Genomic DNA, 18085 nt, shown 5'->3' on the forward strand with positions numbered 1-18085 from the left:
CATGAAGGGGCGCCGCGCCCTATAACCCGACTCGCGCCATCCCTCCGTGCATGCCCGCCGCGCATGCCGGCGGCGGCGCCCGATGCAGGACCGCCTACCCATGTCTGCCGATACCGCGCCCACCACCACCCAGGCCGAACGGGACGCCCGCGCGCTTCACGACGACGGCCATCCGATCGCGCCGGGAGAGATCGCCATCGGCGTGGTCATCGGGCGCACGTCGGAATTTTTCGACTTCTTCGTCTATGCGATCGCATCGGTGCTGGTGTTCCCGAAGCTGATTTTTCCGCAGCTCGATCCGCTGCAGGGGACGCTCTGGTCCTTCGCGATCTTCGCGCTCGCCTTCGTCGCGCGTCCCGTCGGCACGGTGATCTTCACCGCGATCGACCGCGCCTATGGCCGCGGCGCAAAGCTGACGACCGCGCTGTTCCTGCTCGGCGGATCGACCGCGGCGATCGCCTTCCTGCCCGGCTATGAATCGATCGGTATAGGCGCCGCGCTGCTCCTCGCGCTGTTCCGCATGGGCCAGGGCGTGGCGCTCGGCGGGTCGTGGGATGGGCTTGCCTCGCTGCTCGCGATCAATGCGCCCGCGGGCAAGCGGGGCTGGTATGCGATGATCCCGCAGCTCGGCGCGCCGCTCGGCCTGATCGTCGCCAGCCTGCTCTTCATGTTCCTCATCTCGGCGCTGCCCGCGCAGGATTTCCTCGACTGGGGCTGGCGCTATCCCTTCTTCGTCGCCTTCGCGATCAATGTCGTCGCGCTCTTCGCCCGGCTGCGCATCGTCGTCACGCCCGAATATGCCGCGTTGTTCGAGGACAAGTCGCTCGAACCCGCGCCGCTCACCGAAACGGTGCGGTCGGAATGGAAAGTCATCCTGACCGGCGCCTTCGCGCCGCTCGCCAGCTTTGCGCTCTTCCACATGGTCACGGTTTTCCCGCTGTCGTGGGTGTTCCTGTTTACCGAGGAAACACCGGCGCGCTTCCTGATGATTGAAGCGGTGGCGGCGTTCGTCGGCGTGCTCGCGATCATCGCGTCGGGCCGGCTCGCCGACAGCTTCGGCCGCCGCACCGTGCTTGGCGCGACCGCCGCCGCCATCGCCGCGTTCAGCGGCTTCGCGCCGCAACTCCTCGACGCGGGCGAAGCGGGCGAGGCGGTGTTCATGATTCTGGGCTTCGCGCTGCTCGGCCTGTCGTTCGGCCAGTCGTCGGGCGCGCTCTCGTCCGAATTCCTTCCTCGGCACCGCTACACCGGATCGGCCTTCACCTCCGACCTTGCCTGGCTGTTCGGCGCGGGCTTCGCGCCGATGGTCGCGCTCTGGCTGTCGAGCAGCTTCGGCCTGATCGCCGCGGGCGGCTATTTGTTGTCGGGCGCGGTCGGCACGCTCGTCGCCCTGTGGCTCAACCGCGAACTGGCGCGCACCATCGGCTGACCGACCTGAGACAATTTGTCCGGCCGCGGCGGCGCGCGCGGCCGGTGACAAGCGCCGCGCGCCAGCGTAAAGGGGACGAATGACGGGGGTACGCGCCTGGATTGCACGCCATCGCGGGCTGGCCATGTGGCTGGTCGCGCTGGCGTTGCTGTCGAAGGCGCTGGTTCCCGCGGGCTATATGCCCGGCCATGATGCATCGCGGACGATCGACGTCGTCCTCTGCTCTGATCCCGGCGGCCAGCCGCTCGCGCAGCAGATCGTGATTCCCTTCGAAAAGGGCGGCGAAGATGTGCCCGCCAAGCATGGCGGCAAGGGCGAATGCGCCTTTACCGCGCTCGCGCATGGCGCCGTCGCCGCCGCCGATCCGGCGCTTTTGCTTGCTGCGATCGCGTTTCTGTTCGCGCTCGGCTTCGCGCCGCTTCCGGTGCCGCCGCTGCGCCGTCTTTCCGGTCTCCGCCCGCCCCTGCGCGGCCCTCCGGCGCACGCCTGACACGCTGAACCCGCTGTGTCGGACAGCCGCGCGCCTTGATCGCGTGGTCCTGCCGGAGATTGTCCATGTACGAAATAATGCGCCGTCCTGAGGGGCGGCATGCGGACGATGAAGCGTCCGCGTTCGATGCGCCCGATGGCATCCGCCTGCGCATGCGCGAGAACCGGTCGCGCCTGACGCAGCACGGGCGCGAGACCTTTACCGTTCTGATCCTGCTGTTCATGGCGATGGCGATCCTGCCCGCGCTGCAGGGGCGCTGGCTGGTGCCGCTGTTCGCGTTGTCGACTATGGCGGCGCTGATGCTGGCGCTCGAATGGCACCAGCGCAATCCGCCGCCCGAGGAATGGCTCGAACTGTCGGATGGCCGGTTCCTCTGGCGCGGGCGCAGCAGGGCGGCCATCGACCTGCCGTCCTATTGGCTTCGCTTCGAGCTGGAGCGGCGCGGGCCGACCGACTGCCGACTCGTCTTCCACCACCGAATGCAGCGCTTCGAGGTCGGGCATTGCCTGAACCTCGACGAGCGGCGCGAGATCGCCCCGATCCTCGCCCGTGCGCTCGCGGCAAGCAACCACATGAGGTAGGACATGGCCCCATCTCCGCCTCGCCGCATTGCCGCCTTGCGCCGGTTTCGCCGCCGCTGCTGGGCGGCCGTCGGTCTGTGCCTGCTGATGCAGGTCGGATCGGCGGCCGCTCAAAATTGGGCCGCCGCGCATCCCGCGCCGACATTATTTTTCCAACAGGAGATCGTTCGATGAAATCTTCAATCCGCATCATGTTCGCGGCAACGGCGCTGGTCGCCGCGCCGCCGCTGCTCGCGCACGGCGTCACCGCCGGCGCGCTCGCCATCGGCCACCCCTGGTCGCGCGAAACCGCGCCGGGGCAAAAGGCCGGCGGCGGCTTTCTGACCATAACGAACAAGGGTAAATCGGAGGACCGGCTCCTCTCGGTGACTTCGCCCGCCGCCGCCGACGTCCAGATCCACATGATGAAGGTCGAGGACGGGGTGATGCGGATGCGCCAGGTCACCGGCGGCCTCGCCATCCCGGCGGGTGGCACGCTCGAACTCAAGCCCGGCGGCTATCACATCATGTTCATGGGGCTCAAAAAGCCGTTCAAGCAGGGCGACATGATCCCCGCGACGCTGGTCTTCGCGCGGCAGGGGAAGGTCGCGGTGCGCTTCAAGGTGCAACCGATCGCATCGACCGCACCGATGGAGGGCGGTCATGGCGGACATTGAGGGCGGCACCCCGCCGATGGTCGTCGTTCGCCGCATCCTGTGGGTGCTCGTCGCGGTCGCCGCGGTCTTCGGCGTCATATTGGCGGTTGGCGGCGGGGACGGCAGCAAGAGCACGTCGGCCGCCTCCGCCGGCGCCGCGATCGGCGGCCCGTTCACGCTCACCGCGGCCGATGGCTCGACGCTCACCGACCGGACGCTGAAGGGCCGGCCCTTCGCGATCTTCTTCGGTTTCACCCGCTGCCCCGACGTCTGCCCGACCAGCCTCGCGCGCATGGCGCAGCTTCGCGAGCAGCTCGATCCCGACGGGATGAAGTTCGATATCGTCTTCGTATCGGTCGATCCGCAGCACGATCGACCCGCCGACATCGGCAGCTATGTCGCGCTGTTCAAGACGCCGATCATCGGGGCGACCGGAACCGATGCCCAGCTTGCCCAAATCCAGAAGGAATATGGCGTCTATGTCCGCAAGGTACCGATCGAGGGCGGCGACTATACGGTCGATCACACCGCCGCCATCTATCTGATGGACAAGGACGGCCGCTTCGTCACCACCATCGACTATCACGAGAATGACAAGACGGCGCTCGAAAAGCTGAAGCGCATCATTGCCTGATCCTGGGTTCGGCGGGCCGCGTCCTTGCGGCGCGGCCCGTCAGACCGCGGCGAAGGAATCGCGCTGCTGCGCCACCTCGACCCGGTCGCGGCCCATCGCCTTCGCGCGCAGCAAGGCGGCGTCGGCGGTGCGGACCAGCCGGTCGGGCGGGCAGTGCAGCGGGGTGATCGCAACGCCGATCGAAACCGTAACCGGCCCCATATTCCCGGCCTCCGATCCCAGCGCCAGCGCGGCGACGCGGGTACGGATTTCCTCGGCGCGCTCGGCCGCCGCTTCGACCGACAGGCCGGGGAGCAGCAGCATGAACTCCTCGCCGCCATAACGGAACGCCAGACCGGCATCGCGCGTCACGCCCGCCAGCACCTTGCCGACTTCGCGCAGCACCATGTCGCCCGCGTCGTGGCCGTGGACGTCGTTGAAGCGCTTGAAATGATCGACGTCGATCATCAGGCAGCCCAGATCCTGTCCCAGCCGTTCGGCTTGCGCGATCTGGATGCCGAGCAGCTGGTCGAGCTGACGGCGGTTCGACAGGCCGGTCAGCGGGTCGGCGAGCGCCATTTCGCGCAGCGTTTCGCGCAATTGCAGATTGGCGATCGCCAGCCCGATATTCTCCGCCAGCATATCGAGATAGATTTCGGGGCCGGACAGCGCGCCGGGGTTGCCCGCCGGCGCTTCGAAATAAAGGAGGCCCAGCGTCTCGCGCTGCGCGGTAAGCGGCAGGCACAGCGTGTCGACGGGCGCCGCGGCATCGCTGCGGTCGACATGGTCGCATGGCACATCGACATTGTCGCCCGCGGGACGGTGCGGCAGCCCGCGGCGCAGCGCCCAGCAGGCGAGCGCCGAAAATTCGGCGCGCGAATGGCCGGGGTTTTGCCAGCCGCACGCCTCGACTACCATGTTGCGCTGGCGGTCGAGCAGATAGAGGCGCCCGGCAAGCCCCGGCGTGATTTCGGGGACGAAGCGCTGCACGACGTCTTTCAGGTCGTCCATCGTGTCGCAACCCTGCAACCGCTGCGTCATCCGCGACAACAGGTCGCGCATCGCGCGGTCGGCGTCGCGTTCGCTTTCCAGCCTTTGCCGTTCCAACCCGTTTTCGCGGAAAATGCGGATCGCCTGCGCCATGTCGCCGATCTCGTCGACCTGGTCGAAGGCGGGCGGCTCGGCGGCGAAGTCCTGCGCCGCCAGCCGGTTGACCACGTCGCTCAGCTTGACGACCGGGCGCAATACCCTTTGCTTGAAGACGAAATAGAGCACGCACAGCACCAGCAACGCGGTCAGCGCCAGTGTGATTTCGGAAATGCCCTTCCACAGCCGCGCCACCTCGGTCGCGGAATTGACCTGCGACTGGACCCGCGCATCTAGCCGGTCGCGAAAGCGCTTGAGTTCGAGTTCGGCGCGGTCGAGCTGGCGTTCATATTCGGCGCCGAACAGCAGTTGCCGTGCTTTCGCTTCGTCGCCGCCTTCGTGCGCGGCGACCGCCGCGCGCTGTTCGTCGTGAAGCAGATCGGCCAGCCGCACCGCATCGGCCAGCGCTTCGATCTCGCCGGTCGATGCCCCGGCGTCGCCGATATGCGAAATGCGCTCCTCGACAGATTTGAGCGCCGCCTCTTCGGAACGATAGCCGACAAGATAGGTCGGATCGCCGGTGTTCACATATTGTCGCGCCCGGTCGCTCAGCAGGAAGGCATCTTCCTCCAGCGTCGCGGTCGCCTGATCGAGCCGGTATCGCTGCTCGACCGCCGCCCGTTCGCGGTCGGTCGCGTTCGAGGCCAGCAGCATCGTCGCGCTCGACGCGATCGTCAGCACGACCGTCGCGGCATAGGCCCAGTTGGTGATTGTCGCCAAACGCATGCTGCCCCCCTAATAGGATCGCTTCCATTGTGAAATGTTAATGCGATGATCGGGTGAGCCCGCGCTTGCACAGGCGCGCCGTGCGTGTCACGGGGCGCGCAGCGCGAGCAGCGATCCGGGAGATGGGCGGACCATGAACTTCGACGTGTTGATAGTTGGCGGGGGCCACGGGGGCGCGCAGGCGGCAATCATGCTGCGGACGCAGAAGTTTGCCGGGAGCATTGCGATCGTGGGGGAAGAGGCGGAGCTTCCCTATGAGCGGCCGCCCTTGTCGAAGGAATATTTCGCGGGCGAGAAAGAGTTCGAGCGCATCCAGCTGCGCCCCGCCAAATATTGGGACCAGCGCGACGTGACGATGCTGCTCGGCAAGCGCGTCGTGGCGGTCGATCCGGCCGCGCACCGCGTCACCACCGACGGCGGCGAGACCATCGGCTATGGCAAGCTCGTCTGGGCAACCGGCGGCCATCCGCGGATGCTGCCGATCCCCGGCGGCGACCTGCCGGGGGTGCAGGGGGTGCGCACGCGCGCCGATGCCGACGCGATGAAGGCGGCGGCGGAGACCGCGCAGCAGATCGTGGTGATCGGCGGCGGCTATATCGGGCTCGAGGCGGCGGCGGTGCTGACCAAGGCGGGCAAGAAGGTCGTGCTGCTGGAGGCCTTGGACCGCGTGCTTGCGCGGGTCGCGGGCGAGGATCTGTCGCGCTTCTTCGAGAAGGAGCACCGCGATCATGGCGTCGACCTGCGGCTCGGCGCCCAGGTCGCGGCGATCGAGGGCGACACGCATGTCACCGGCGTGCGGCTGGCGGACGGTGCGGTCATTCCTGCCGATCTCGTCATCGTCGGCATCGGCATCGTGCCCGCGGTCGAACCGCTGCTCGCGGCGGGGGCCGAGGGCGGCAACGGCGTGCTGGTCGATCCGCTGTGCCGGACGAGCCTGCCCGACATCTATGCGATCGGCGACTGCGCGGCGCATGCGAACGACTTTGCCGAAGGCGCGGTGATCCGGCTCGAATCGGTTCAGAATGCCAATGATCAGGCGAATGTCGTGGCAAAGGGCATCTGCGGCGCCGAAGCGCCCTATCATGCGATCCCCTGGTTCTGGTCGAACCAATATGACCTCAAGCTGCAGACCGCCGGGCTGTCGACGGGCCACGACCGGGCGGTGCTGCGCGGCGATCCCGCCAGCCGCAGCTTCTCGGTTGTCTACCTGAAAGCCGGCAAGGTCATCGCGCTCGACTGCGTCAATGCGACCAAGGATTATGTCCAGGGCCGCATGCTCGTCACCGCCGGCACCGCCGCAACCCCCGAGCAGCTCGCCGATAGCGAAACGCCCCTCAAGGAATTGCTCACCGCCTGACGCTCAGACGATGGGCGGTGGGGCGTCTGCGGGGTCGCCGAGCGCGCGTTTGAGCCCGCCTCTGACGCTGCGGAGCAATTTTCGCAGCGCAATGATGACGAGGACAGCGGCGATCAGCAGCAATAGGGTAATGACGATGGCGACCGCGGGAAAGGCGATTACCAGCGCGAGAAGTCCCGTCGTCGCGACGTCTTCGCCGGTTGATACCGCGGCATTGCTATAGGGTTCGGGGCTGATGTTGACCACCGCGCGGGTCGTTGCCTTGGCGCTGTGACTGATGAGCGCACCGCCGCCGCCGAGGATGAAAGCGATCACCTGCCACGCCGGATCGGCGCTGTCGACGAGCGCGAGCGTCAGCAACGCGCCGCCGAGCGGGCGGACAATACCGTGTACGCTGTCCCAGATGCTGTCGACCCACGCGATCTTGTCGGCCAGAAACTCGGCGAGCGTACCGACTGCGGCGACGCCCATAACCCAGGGGTTCGCCAATATCTGCAGCGCCTGCAAATGTTCGGGCAGCGGCAGCCAGCCGAAATGCATCGCGACGCCGGTCGCCAGGATCGTGAGGTAGAGGCGCCAGCCCGACAACAGGCTGATGCTGCCCGCGACCCCCAATATTTCGGCCAATCCCATTGCCTTGCCTCCGGCCGCGCCAAGATGCGGCATCTTGCACCCTCTTGAATGCCGCGGCAATGGGGCCGTCGTCGCTGGCGGCAATGGCAGATGACAAGCGCGCAAAGCCTAGTTATCGAATTTTCATGACCGATCCCGCGCCACCGCAATCGCCCAAGCTACCCGACGGGGCCATCCCGGCCGCCACGCTCGTCATCATGCGGCCCTCCGGCAACGATGATCCCGACGAGATATTGATGGTCAAACGCGCGAGCAACATGGCGTTCGCGGCGGGGGCGGTGGTCTTTCCCGGCGGTCGCGTCGATCCCGACGATCATCTGGTCGCCGAGCGTTACGGCTTTGGCGAGGATCCGGCCGAAGGCGCGGCGCGGGTCGCTGCGTTGCGCGAAACGCTTGAGGAAACGGGGCTTGGCGTCGGGCTGCCCAACCTTGCCGAACCCGACCTTGCCGATGTTCGCCGCGCGCTTCTGGGCGGCACGTTGCTGTCGGACATATTGGCCGCGCATGGGGCGCCGATCCAGCTCGGCGGGCTGGTGCCCTTTGCGCGCTGGTGCCCCAATTTCAAGGAAGCGCGAACCTTCGACACACGCTTCTATGCCGTTGCGGCGCCGCCGCACGGGCACGAACTGACGGTCGAGGAGGCCGAGCATAGCCACATATTCTGGTCCAGCGCCCGCGATACGCTGACGCTCGCCGATCGCGGCGAGGTGTCGGTCATCTTTCCCACGCGCCGCAACCTCGAACGAATCGCGCAGGCCGACGATTTTGCGGGCTTCGCGCGCCACGCGGAAAATTATCCGGTCGAACTGGTAACGCCGTGGATAGAGGAGCGGGACGGCACCCCGCATCTGTGCATTCCGGGTCATCTGGGCTATCCCGTGACGAGCGAAGCGTTCGAGCAAGTCAGGCGGGGTTAGAATCGCGACCAGCTGCGCAACTTTTGCAATATTTAGCAATTTCCTAACTAGTACCGAAATAGGGAAATGGTGATTGCAATCGACGGCAATTACGCTTAAACCGATCGGGCAGGTCCATGGCGGGGAAGCCATTTCGCGGTGTGGATCGAGACGATATATCCAGTGGACGGAGAATAAGATGAACCTGCTTAAGAAGGCTGCGATCTCCCTCGCGGCGACCTCGATGCTTGCGGCGCCGATCGCCGCTTCGGCTCAGTCGTTCGACTCGGCACGCGCCAATTCGGAACTCAACGGTGAAAGCAAGCTGGAAGGCTCCGGCTGGATCATCGCTGTTGTCGCTCTCGCGGCTATCATCGGCGGTATCATCATCGCTTCGGATAACAACGAAGACAGCCCGACCAGCCCGTAACAGGCTCCGGGTCAAACCGATACCAAAGGGCTCCGGGCTTTGCTCGGAGCCCTTTGTGATTCTGCAGGCTGTCTTCTGCGCGGTGACAGCGCCCGGCCTAGAGCCCCCGGCCTAGAGCCCCTGGCCTAGAGCCCCTGGCCTAAATCTCTATATTCCGCACCGAGCGCGATCGGGCGAGGGGGATGGCGTCGCGAGCCCGTTTCCACGCCTGCGCATCGATTGCCACGAAGCCGATATCATAGCCCGCGGCGCCGTCATCCTTTTGCAAGCTCACGTCCATCAGCACCGTCCCCCAGGGATCGACGGCGAGGCTGTGGCCAAAGGTCGCGCGCCCGTCGGCGTGCGTTCCCGCTTGCGCCGCCGCAATGACGTGGCAGGCGGTTTCGATTGCCCGGGCGCGGAGCAGCGGGTGCCAATGCGCTTCGCCGGTCGGCACGGTAAAGGCGGCCGGGATCGCGATCAGTTCGGCGCCACCGTCCACAAGGGCGCGATAGAGCTCGGGAAAGCGTAGATCATAACAGATCGAAAGGCCCAGCCGGCCAAGCGGCGTATCGACGAGGACAATCGCGTCACCGCCCGCATAGGCGGCCGACTCGGTCCAGTTCTCGCCCGTCGGAAGGGTCACGTCGAACATGTGGATCTTGTCGTAGCGTGCGCGGATCTCGCCCTTGTCGTCGATTACATGGCTGCGGTTGACGCGGCGCTCGCTGCCGTCGGCGAGCAGGGGCATCGATCCGCTGTGGAGCCAGATATGGTGGCGCCGCGCCATGTCCGCGAGCGTCGCGGGCCACGGGCTGTCGGCCTCGCGCTGCATATGCGCAGCCGATCTTTGCCGGTCGCGGTCGAGCAGCAGCGACATCTCCGGGAAAAAGGCCATCGCTGCGCCTTGGGCTGCGGCGTCAGCCAGCGCGCGGTCGATCGCCTGCAGATTGGCGCCGGGATCGATTCCGCTGGTCATTTGAACGATGGCGGCAACCGGGGCGTGCGGTGGGCGTTGCATGGGTTCTGGCTAGGCGCCTCCTTCGCGAAGGACAAGCTGTGACAGTTCAGTGGCCAGCAAGGTTCGAAAGCGATAAATAGCCGCGATGTCCGTCTCTCCCCCGTCGACTGCGCGTCGATCGCTCTCCCTTTTCCTGCTTCCGGCCTGCGCCAGCGCGCTGGCGCTGCTGATCGCGCCGCTCGCTACGGCGCAAACGACTCCGGCACCGGCGGCCGCATCGACGCTCGCGGGGCAAGCAAGCGACTGGCTTTATGAAGGCAGCGATATTCCGCGCGACGAGGGATGGCGCTTCGGGGTTCTCCCCAATGGCTTGCGCTACGCGGTTCGCAACAATGGCGTGCCACCGGGTCAGGTGTCGATCCGGGTGCGGATGGATGTCGGGTCGATGTTCGAATCGAACAGCGAACGCGGCTTTGCGCATCTGCTCGAACATCTGACATTTCGCGGCTCGTTGCATATTCCCGACGGAGAGACGAAGCGCATCTGGCAGCGTTTCGGTGTCACCTTCGGGAGCGATTCAAATGCGCAAACAACGCCGACGCAGACCGTCTATCAGCTCGATCTGCCCAGCGTCACGCCGACGACGCTCGACGAAAGCATGAAGTTGCTCTCGGGCATGGTGCGCGAACCGCGGATCACCGATGCCGCGGTGACGGCCGAGCGCGGCGTCGTGCTGTCCGAACTGCGCGAACAGGACGGGCCGCAAAAGCGTATCGCCGACGCGACGAGCGGGCATCTGTTCGCCGGGCAATTGCTCGGCGAACGGTCGCCGATCGGGACGACCGCGGCGCTCGGTGCCGCCAGCGCGAAAAGCGTTCAGGCGTTTCACGATCGCTGGTATCGTCCCGACCGCGCCGTCGTCGTGATGGTCGGCGATGGCGACCCCGCACAGTTCGCCGCGCTGATCGGCAAATATTTCGGGGACTGGAAGGAGTCCGGACCGAACCCGGCGCAGCCCGATTTTGGCAAGCCCGATCCGTCGCAACCGGTCGCGAAGGAAATCGTCGAGGCAAACCAGCCGCTCGCGCTGACGCTCGCGATGATCCGGCCGTGGAAAAAGCGCATCGACACCGTCGAAAACACGCGGCGGCTTTATCTCGAATATCTCGCGCAGGCGCTCGTCAATCGCCGATTGGAAAATCGCGCGCGGAGCGGCGGCAGCTATCTGGTTGCCACCGTCAGCCAGGATTATGTCAGCCGCAGTGCCGATGTCACCTCGGCCGAAATCGTGCCGCTCGGCGACTGGAAGGCCGCGCTTGCCGACGTGCGCGGGGTTATCGCCGATGCCGTCCAGACCCCGCCGTCGCAGGCCGACATCGACCGCGAAGCGAACGAGATCGAGGCTTTTCTGCGCAAGGAACTGGAAAATGCGCCCAACGAGCCAGGATCGCGCCTCGCCGACGACATGGTCCGCGCGGTCGATATCGGCGAAACGGTGACGAGCCCCAAGGGGCAGGTCGATATGTTCGCCGCGATCCGCGCGTCGGCGACGCCGCAGGTGATGCTCGACATCAGCCGGGCGATTTTCGCGGCGCCCGTCACGCGGCTCGTGCTGACGACGCCGACGCCGATCGAAGGCGGCGACAAGGCGTTGCTGGCCGCGCTTGCCGCGCCCGTCACCGCGCGCGACGATCGCGTCGCGGCGGCCAAGGTCGATTTCAGCCAGCTTCCCGCGCTGGGGCATCCCGGCACGATCGAATCCGAAACGCCGCTCCCCGGCCTGCATGTCCAGCGTCTCGAATTCGCCAATGGCGTGACCGCGCTGGTGGCCGACAACAAGGTCGAACCCGGCAAGGTGCGCGTCAACGTCCGCTTCGGCAGCGGCAATCGCAGCGTCGCGGGGAACGCACCCAATCTGCTGTGGACCGGCGATTATGCGTTGATGGCAAGCGGTGTCGGTCCGTGGGGCCAGAACGAGCTCGACCAGGCAACCAACGGTCGCCAGATCCAGATGGGCTTCGATATCGACGACGACGCCTTTGAGATGACCGCAGAGAGCAACCCCGCCGATCTGCGCGATCAGCTGCGCCTCATGGCGACCAAGCTCGCGGCGCCGCGCTGGGATGCCTCGCCGATCGAGCGGCTGCGCGTTGGCCTGCTGACCGGTTTCGACCTCAATGACGCGACGCCCAATGCGGTACTCGACCGCAATCTGCGCGGCTGGCTGGCGGGCGGCGACACGCGCTGGGCGCCGCCGTCGCGCGCCGCGATCGAAGGGCTTACGCCCGCCGCCTTCCGCGCTTTCTGGGAACCGCGCCTCAAGAGCGGCCCGATCGAGGTCCAGATATTCGGCGATCTCGAATCGGTCGATTACAAGCAGTTGCTTGCCGAAAGTTTCGGAGCGCTTGCGCCGCGCCAGCCGCTCGCACCGGCGGGCGGGCAGAGCGTCGCCTTCGCGCAGCATAATGCAAAGCCGTTCGTTGCCTATCATACCGGCGACAAGGGGCAGGCGGCGGCGATGATCGCCTGGCCGACGAGCGGCGGGATCGACAATATGCGCGATGCGCGGGCGATGGATGTGCTCGCTGCGATCTTCAACGACCGCCTGTTCGACCGGCTGCGCGCCGAACAGGGCGCAAGCTATGGCCCGGTCGTCGACAGCCATTGGCCGACGGGTTTCGAAAAGAGCGGCGGCTATCTGCTGGTCGGCAGCCTGCTGGCGCCGAAGGACGTTAACCGGCTCTATAGCATCGCCGACGACATTGCCGCCGATCTCGTCGCGCGGCCCGTCAGCGCCGACGAACTCGCGCGCAATGCCGGGCCGATCCGCGAACAGGTCGCGCGCGCGACGACCGGCAATCTCTACTGGATGTATCTGCTCGAGGGCGCGACGCGCGATCCGCGCTATATCAAGGCGGCGATGGCGATCGAGGACGATGTGACCAATATCAGCGCCGCCGATATTCAGCGTCTGGCGCGGCAATATCTGGTGCCGGGGCGGAAATGGTCGCTGGCGGTGCTGCCGAAGGGAATGACGCTGGCGCAGGCGGCGGCGCTCGATGGCGGGGCGATCGGCGGCGGCAAATAGTCAGGCGCTGCCTTCGGGGCGGCGCAGCTTGCGGATGCGCGGTTCGTCGGCGAGCTCGCCCTTGGTCATGATGTCGTGGCGCATGCGCGCCCGGACATCGTGGATCGAGGCGATGACGGGGCCCATCGCAACGCCCAGATCGACCAGCACCGCTTCGGCGAGTTGCAGCGAGCTTTCGAGCGTTTCGGGCACTGCGTCGGTGGCGCCGGCCCGATAGAGCGCCGCGGCATGATCGGCGTCGCGCGCGCGGCTGATGATCGGCAGCTCGGGATATTTCTGGCGAAGCTGGCGCGTCATGCGCAATTGCTGCACCGGATCGTCCATCGTCAGCACGATCGCGTCGGCATTTTCGATCCCCATCCGGTCGAGGCTGCCCGGGCGCGCCACATCGGCGAAACGGACCGAAAAACCGTCGCGCCTCGCAGCCGCGACGGTGTCGATATCGGCGTCGACCGCGACATAGGGTCGCTGATGTTCGCGCAGCAATTCGGCGACGGTGCGCCCGACGCGGCCGAAGCCGACGACGACGGTACGGCCTTCGGGCGTTTCTTCTTCCTGCGCGTCGCCGCTGCGCATCTCTATCCGGCGCGCGACATCGTGGCCCACGCGGGCGAGGAGCGGCGTGATCGTCAGGCCGATTGCGGTGACGAGCTGCCAGAATTCGGCGGTGGTGCGGCTGATGAGCTGCGCCTGAAGCGCCGTTGCAAGGACGATCAGCGTCGTTTCCGACGGGCTGGCCATCAGCAATCCGACCTCGGCCGCCGTGCCGCGCCGCGCGGCGCCCGAAAAGCGCAGCAGCGCCGCGGTCACGATCGATTTGATCAAGACCACGCCGACTACGGCGGCGATCAGCTCGGGCCATTGCGCCGCGATCGTCTTGAGGTTGAGCCCCATGCCGACGCTGATCAGGAACACGCCGAGCGCGAGGCCTTTGAACGGCGCCGTGATTGCTTCGACTTCGCTATGATATTCGGTCTCGGCGATCATCAGGCCGGCCAGCAGCGCGCCGACGATCGGCGACAGGCCGACCGCGGCGGTCGCCAGCGCCGCGACGATCACGACCAGCAGGCTCGCCGCCAGAAACAGCTCGGGATCCTTTGCGCGCGCGGCCTGCGCGAAGATGCGCGGCAGCAGGAACCAGCCCGCGACCGCGAGGATCGCCACGACCAGCGCGCCCTGCCACAGCGTCGTCAGCATAAGCTCGGTATTGTCGCTCGCCGCGATGGGGGACAGCGCGCCGAGAACGAAGATGATCGGGACGATCGCCAGATCCTCGAACAGCAACATCGCAAAGGAAGCGCGGCCGACGGCCGATTTGGTGCCCGCGATCGGCAGCACCAGCGCCGTCGATGAGAGGGCGAGGGCGATGCCGAGGCCATAGGCCGCGGCGGTCGAATGATCGCCCAGCAGGAACAGCGCCGTGCCCAGTATCGCGCCGCCCAGCAACAGTTCGGCAGCCCCGATGCCGAAGACCAGCTTGCGCAGCTGCCACAGGCGTCGGAACGACAGTTCGAGCCCGATCGAAAAGAGCAGCAGGATGATGCCGAATTCGCCGAACAGCGCGATGTCTTCGCTCGAAGCGATGGTGATGTGCCGCAGCCACGGATAATCGGCGGCGAGCGCCCCGAGCCCCGATGGCCCGACGAGCAGCCCGACGAGAATGAACCCGATCACCGGCGAGATGCGAAAGCGCGCAAAGGCCGGGATGACGATTCCCGCCGCCCCCAGCACCACCAGCGCGTTGCCGATAGCCGATGTGTCCTGTTCACTTACCATAAGGGCCGACCTTATGCAGGCCGGCCCCGATTGGCTAGATGCCTATCCCAACCTTTTCGGTTGTTTAAGCCCGCTGGCTCAGGAGCCCATCTTCTTTTCGAGATTTTCGACGATTGCTTCGAAGAAGCCCTCGGTGGTCAGCCAGTTCTGATCGGGACCGATCAGCAGCGCCAGATCCTTGGTCATCTTGCCGCTTTCGACGGTTTCGATGCACACACGCTCAAGGTCTTCGGCAAACTTCGTCACCTCGGGCGTGCCGTCGAGCTTGCCGCGATGCTTGAGCCCGCCGGTCCAGGCAAAGATCGACGCGATCGGGTTCGTCGAGGTCGCCTTGCCCTGCTGGTGCATGCGGTAATGGCGGGTGACGGTGCCGTGCGCGGCTTCGGATTCCACGGTCTGGCCGTCGGGCGTCATCAGCACGCTGGTCATCAGGCCGAGCGAGCCGAAGCCCTGTGCCACCGTGTCCGACTGGACGTCGCCGTCGTAATTCTTGCAGGCCCAGACGAACTTGCCCGACCATTTGAGGGCCGAGGCGACCATGTCGTCGATCAGGCGATGCTCGTAAATGATGCCGGCTGCTTCGAATTTGGCCTTGAATTCGTTCTGATAGACTTCCTCGAACAGATCCTTGAAGCGGCCGTCATAGGCCTTCAGGATCGTGTTCTTGGTCGACAGATAGACGGGCCAGCCGCGCGCTAGGCCATAATTCATGCTGGCGCGCGCGAAATCGCGGATCGAATCGTCGAGATTGTACATCGCCATCGCGACGCCCGACGAGGGGAACTGGAACACTTCCTCGTCGATGATCGTGCCGTCCTCGCCTTCGAACACCAGGCGCAGCTTGCCGGGGCCGGGGACGCGATAGTCGGTGGCGCGATACTGATCGCCGAAGGCGTGACGGCCGACAACGATCGGGTCGGTCCAGCCGGGGACAAGCCGCGGGACATTCTTGATGACGATCGGTTCGCGGAACACGACGCCGCCCAGGATGTTGCGGATCGTGCCGTTGGGCGACTTCCACATCTTCTTCAGGCCGAATTCCTCGACGCGCGCTTCGTCGGGGGTGATCGTCGCGCACTTCACGCCGACGCCATATTTCTTGATCGCGTTGGCGGCTTCGACGGTGATCTTGTCGTCGGTGCGATCGCGTTCCTCGATGCCGAGGTCGTAATAATGCAGGTCGACGTCGAGATAGGGCAGGATCAGCCGTTCGCGAATCCACTGCCAGATGATCCGCGTCATTTCGTCGCCGTCGAGTTCGACGACCGGGTTGACTACCTTGATCTTGCCCATGCTGCTGCCTTTTCCTTGGGGAGTCGAATTGCAGGGGGCCTTAGGCAAAGCCGGGGCAATGTTCAACCGCCCTGGTGCCGTCCCGCGAGCGGGCGGGGCGGGATAAGCGATTGTCAGTGCTCGATGCGCGCCCTAGAACAATCGGCATGTCCACCACCATCTCTTCCAACCGTCCCGGCGGCGGCATCAAGTGGCGCTGGCCGTCGATTCACCCCGAGGGCCGCAAATTCCTGTTGATTGCGGCGATCGTCACCGTCTGTTTCTGGCTGCTCGGCTGGGAAATCGCCGGCTGGCTGATGGCCGGAATTACCGCGTGGGTCGGCGCCTTTTTCCGTGACCCGGTGCGCGTGACGCCGACCAGTGCCGACTTGGTCATCGCGCCTGCCGACGGGCTCGTCACCCAGATTGCCGAAGTCCCGCCCCCGCCCGAAATCGCTGGGGCCGACGGGCTGGGCGATGCGCCGATGCTGCGCGTATCGATCTTCATGAGCGTGTTCGACGTCCATATCAATCGTACCCCGGTTGCCGGGACGCTGCGCAAGCTCGTTTATATCCCCGGCAAGTTCGTGAACGCCGATCTCGACAAGGCGAGCGAGGAAAACGAGCGCCAGCATTTCGTCGTCGAACGCGCTGACGGGGTGCGCATCGGCTTCACCCAGATTGCGGGGCTGGTGGCGCGGCGCATCATGCCCTTCGTGAGCATGGGAACCGAGCTTGCGACAGGCCAACGCGTCGGCCTGATCCGCTTCGGCAGCCGCGTCGATGTCTATCTGCCGCAGGGTACCGCGCCGCAGGTGCTGCTGGGGCAGCGCACGCTGGCCGGCGAAACGATTGTTGCCCGGCTCGGCAAGGGCGACACGATCGACGGCATCGGGCAATAATGGCGGGCGATCGCGATCCCCGGACGGGTGTCGACCCGCGCCGCATCGGCGGCATCCCGCTGCGCGCCTTTGCGCCCAACGCGATTACCGCGCTCGCCCTGTGCTTCGGCCTGACGGGCGTGCGTTTCGCGATCGGCGAGGAATGGGAAAAGGCGCTGGCGGCGGTGATCTTCGCCGGGGTGCTCGACGGGATGGACGGGCGCATCGCGCGCCTGCTGCGCGCGCAGAGCAAATTCGGCGCCGAACTCGATTCCCTCTCTGATGTCATTGCCTTCGGCGTTGCGCCGGCGATGATCCTGTTTCTGTGGTCGCTGGACGACGCGCCCAAGTTCGGCTGGACTGCGGCGCTGGCGCTCGCGGTCGGCTGCGCGCTGCGGCTGGCGCGGTTCAATTCGCGGATGGACGCCGATGTCCAGCCGCACAAGTCGGCGGGCTTCAACACCGGCATTCCGGCGCCTGCGGGGGCTGGCCTTGCCTTTGTTCCCGTCTATCTCTGGCTTTCGACCGGCAACGACATGTTCCGCGAATGGTATGTCGTCATGCCGTGGGCGCTTGGCGTCGCGATGCTGATGATCTCGGCAATCCCGACATACAGCTGGTCGTCGATCCGCCTGCGCCGGTCGTGGCGGCTGTTCGCGCTGGCGGGGGTGGGGCTGCTCGGCGCAGCGCTCGTCACCGCGCCGTGGCCGACCTTGCTTGCGATCTGCGTCTTCTATGTCGCTCTGCTGCCCTTCGGACTTGCGAGCTACGCGAAAGTCAGGCGGCGCGGCTGATCAGCGGCTGAACGCGAACAGGGGTGCGAACGCCGCGCGGCATGTCGCGGCGGCGCAGCGGCACGACGGTCGCGGCCGGGCCGGTCTGCGGGGACGAGCCGTGCGGGAAGGCGCCTTCGCCGGCAAGCGCCGACAAGATCGCATCGCCATTGGTGCGCAGCATGGCGAGAATCACCAGCACACCCAGTCCGGCGGCACTTGCGAAGAGAAGAGCGGCGGCGACCTGAACCATTTTCTTGTCCTTTCGGCTTCCCTGTGCGAAACCTTCGCCCGGAGCTACGGTTTTGCTGACCTTTTCGTTCCATGTTCTCTATTTGTTCTCAATGCTAATGCGGCGAAGCGTTATGTTTTGTCGATGAGTTGAGTCGGGCGCGGTGCAAGGCGCGCCGAGCCAATAG

Annotated in this window: 17 protein-coding genes; 11 read left to right on the forward strand and 6 right to left on the reverse strand. The window is 66.0% G+C overall.

The genetic code is table 11. The features are described from left to right. The first annotated feature begins 100 nt into the window (after positions 1-100). From P1IM2_RS12390 to P1IM2_RS12410, 5 genes are all read left to right on the forward strand, one after another. Positions 101-1429 (forward strand): MFS transporter, encoded by a 1329-nt coding sequence (locus P1IM2_RS12390; RefSeq protein ID WP_003040213.1) that lies wholly within the window; start codon positions 101-103, stop codon positions 1427-1429. Positions 1430-1508: 79 nt separating this feature from the next. Then, complete coding sequence (locus tag P1IM2_RS12395; protein ID WP_186402644.1) at positions 1509-1919, forward strand: DUF2946 family protein; 411 nt, start codon at positions 1509-1511, stop codon at positions 1917-1919. A gap of 77 nt (positions 1920-1996) precedes the next feature. Then, positions 1997-2500: a DUF2244 domain-containing protein gene (locus P1IM2_RS12400; protein WP_186402645.1), complete on the forward strand. Its 504-nt coding sequence runs from the start codon at positions 1997-1999 to the stop codon at positions 2498-2500. A gap of 170 nt (positions 2501-2670) precedes the next feature. Continuing rightward, positions 2671-3156, forward strand: a complete 486-nt coding sequence (locus tag P1IM2_RS12405) for a copper chaperone PCu(A)C (protein WP_186402646.1) — start codon at positions 2671-2673, stop codon at positions 3154-3156. Continuing rightward, the gene (locus tag P1IM2_RS12410) at positions 3143-3769 is read left to right on the forward strand and encodes an SCO family protein (protein WP_186402647.1); all 627 of its coding nucleotides are present in this window, start codon (positions 3143-3145) and stop codon (positions 3767-3769) included. The genes P1IM2_RS12405 and P1IM2_RS12410 overlap by 14 nt, the downstream gene beginning before the upstream one ends. A gap of 39 nt (positions 3770-3808) precedes the next feature. On the opposite strand, the gene P1IM2_RS12415 is transcribed toward P1IM2_RS12410, so the two are convergent. After that, entirely contained in the window at positions 3809-5620 is a 1812-nt protein-coding gene (locus P1IM2_RS12415) for a diguanylate cyclase (RefSeq protein ID WP_186402648.1), read from the reverse strand. Positions 5621-5753: 133 nt separating this feature from the next. Here P1IM2_RS12415 and P1IM2_RS12420 point away from each other — a divergent pair, with 133 nt between their 5' ends. Next, a complete protein-coding gene (locus P1IM2_RS12420) occupies positions 5754-6977 on the forward strand; it encodes an NAD(P)/FAD-dependent oxidoreductase (protein WP_186402649.1) in 1224 nt (407 codons plus the stop codon). Positions 6978-6980: 3 nt separating this feature from the next. Here P1IM2_RS12420 and P1IM2_RS12425 read toward each other — a convergent pair whose 3' ends face one another. Next, entirely contained in the window at positions 6981-7643 is a 663-nt protein-coding gene (locus P1IM2_RS12425; protein ID WP_260834078.1) for a DUF4126 domain-containing protein, read from the reverse strand. A 92-nt stretch (positions 7644-7735) separates the two neighbouring features. Between P1IM2_RS12425 and P1IM2_RS12430 the strand changes: the two genes are divergently transcribed. Next, positions 7736-8527, forward strand: coding sequence for an NUDIX hydrolase (locus tag P1IM2_RS12430; protein WP_186402650.1), 792 nt, complete (start codon positions 7736-7738; stop codon positions 8525-8527). Between the two features lie 178 nt (positions 8528-8705). Further along, on the forward strand, positions 8706-8936 hold the full coding sequence (locus P1IM2_RS12435; protein WP_003040186.1) for a hypothetical protein: 231 nt from the start codon (positions 8706-8708) through the stop codon (positions 8934-8936). Positions 8937-9075: 139 nt separating this feature from the next. Here P1IM2_RS12435 and P1IM2_RS12440 read toward each other — a convergent pair whose 3' ends face one another. Next, the gene (locus P1IM2_RS12440) at positions 9076-9936 is read right to left on the reverse strand and encodes a carbon-nitrogen hydrolase family protein (protein WP_186402651.1); all 861 of its coding nucleotides are present in this window, start codon (positions 9934-9936) and stop codon (positions 9076-9078) included. Between the two features lie 85 nt (positions 9937-10021). Between P1IM2_RS12440 and P1IM2_RS12445 the strand changes: the two genes are divergently transcribed. Next, positions 10022-12964 (forward strand): pitrilysin family protein, encoded by a 2943-nt coding sequence (locus P1IM2_RS12445; protein WP_186402652.1) that lies wholly within the window; start codon positions 10022-10024, stop codon positions 12962-12964. Here P1IM2_RS12445 and P1IM2_RS12450 read toward each other — a convergent pair whose 3' ends face one another. After that, the gene (locus P1IM2_RS12450) at positions 12965-14740 is read right to left on the reverse strand and encodes a cation:proton antiporter (RefSeq protein WP_186402653.1); all 1776 of its coding nucleotides are present in this window, start codon (positions 14738-14740) and stop codon (positions 12965-12967) included. Between the two features lie 78 nt (positions 14741-14818). Next, positions 14819-16033 (reverse strand): NADP-dependent isocitrate dehydrogenase, encoded by a 1215-nt coding sequence (locus tag P1IM2_RS12455; protein ID WP_062900589.1) that lies wholly within the window; start codon positions 16031-16033, stop codon positions 14819-14821. A 146-nt stretch (positions 16034-16179) separates the two neighbouring features. Between P1IM2_RS12455 and P1IM2_RS12460 the strand changes: the two genes are divergently transcribed. Beyond that, complete coding sequence (locus P1IM2_RS12460; RefSeq protein ID WP_003040171.1) at positions 16180-16914, forward strand: phosphatidylserine decarboxylase; 735 nt, start codon at positions 16180-16182, stop codon at positions 16912-16914. Then, on the forward strand, positions 16914-17687 hold the full coding sequence (locus P1IM2_RS12465; RefSeq protein WP_062900588.1) for a CDP-alcohol phosphatidyltransferase family protein: 774 nt from the start codon (positions 16914-16916) through the stop codon (positions 17685-17687). The genes P1IM2_RS12460 and P1IM2_RS12465 overlap by 1 nt, the downstream gene beginning before the upstream one ends. Here P1IM2_RS12465 and P1IM2_RS12470 read toward each other — a convergent pair. Then, on the reverse strand, positions 17671-17919 hold the full coding sequence (locus P1IM2_RS12470; protein WP_058812614.1) for a hypothetical protein: 249 nt from the start codon (positions 17917-17919) through the stop codon (positions 17671-17673). The genes P1IM2_RS12465 and P1IM2_RS12470 overlap by 17 nt on opposite strands. Positions 17920-18085 lie beyond the last annotated feature (166 nt).

The organism is Sphingopyxis sp. P1IMeth2, assembly GCF_900185685.1.
Classification (GTDB): Bacteria; Pseudomonadota; Alphaproteobacteria; order Sphingomonadales; family Sphingomonadaceae; genus Sphingopyxis; species Sphingopyxis terrae_A.

Bases quoted from the DNA above. Each gene is read 5' to 3' on its own strand.
- P1IM2_RS12390 (WP_003040213.1), top strand. From the start codon at position 101: ATGTCTGCCGATACCGCGCCCACCACCACCCAGGCCGAACGGGACGCC.
- P1IM2_RS12395 (WP_186402644.1), top strand. From the start codon at position 1,509: ATGACGGGGGTACGCGCCTGGATTGCACGCCATCGCGGGCTGGCCATG.
- P1IM2_RS12400 (WP_186402645.1), top strand. From the start codon at position 1,997: ATGCGCCGTCCTGAGGGGCGGCATGCGGACGATGAAGCGTCCGCGTTC.
- P1IM2_RS12405 (WP_186402646.1), top strand. From the start codon at position 2,671: ATGAAATCTTCAATCCGCATCATGTTCGCGGCAACGGCGCTGGTCGCC.
- P1IM2_RS12410 (WP_186402647.1), top strand. From the start codon at position 3,143: ATGGCGGACATTGAGGGCGGCACCCCGCCGATGGTCGTCGTTCGCCGC.
- P1IM2_RS12415 (WP_186402648.1), bottom strand. From the start codon at position 5,620: ATGCGTTTGGCGACAATCACCAACTGGGCCTATGCCGCGACGGTCGTG.
- P1IM2_RS12420 (WP_186402649.1), top strand. From the start codon at position 5,754: ATGAACTTCGACGTGTTGATAGTTGGCGGGGGCCACGGGGGCGCGCAG.
- P1IM2_RS12425 (WP_260834078.1), bottom strand. From the start codon at position 7,643: ATGCCGCATCTTGGCGCGGCCGGAGGCAAGGCAATGGGATTGGCCGAA.
- P1IM2_RS12430 (WP_186402650.1), top strand. From the start codon at position 7,736: ATGACCGATCCCGCGCCACCGCAATCGCCCAAGCTACCCGACGGGGCC.
- P1IM2_RS12435 (WP_003040186.1), top strand. From the start codon at position 8,706: ATGAACCTGCTTAAGAAGGCTGCGATCTCCCTCGCGGCGACCTCGATG.
- P1IM2_RS12440 (WP_186402651.1), bottom strand. From the start codon at position 9,936: ATGCAACGCCCACCGCACGCCCCGGTTGCCGCCATCGTTCAAATGACC.
- P1IM2_RS12445 (WP_186402652.1), top strand. From the start codon at position 10,022: ATGTCCGTCTCTCCCCCGTCGACTGCGCGTCGATCGCTCTCCCTTTTC.
- P1IM2_RS12450 (WP_186402653.1), bottom strand. From the start codon at position 14,740: ATGGTAAGTGAACAGGACACATCGGCTATCGGCAACGCGCTGGTGGTG.
- P1IM2_RS12455 (WP_062900589.1), bottom strand. From the start codon at position 16,033: ATGGGCAAGATCAAGGTAGTCAACCCGGTCGTCGAACTCGACGGCGAC.
- P1IM2_RS12460 (WP_003040171.1), top strand. From the start codon at position 16,180: ATGTCCACCACCATCTCTTCCAACCGTCCCGGCGGCGGCATCAAGTGG.
- P1IM2_RS12465 (WP_062900588.1), top strand. From the start codon at position 16,914: ATGGCGGGCGATCGCGATCCCCGGACGGGTGTCGACCCGCGCCGCATC.
- P1IM2_RS12470 (WP_058812614.1), bottom strand. From the start codon at position 17,919: ATGGTTCAGGTCGCCGCCGCTCTTCTCTTCGCAAGTGCCGCCGGACTG.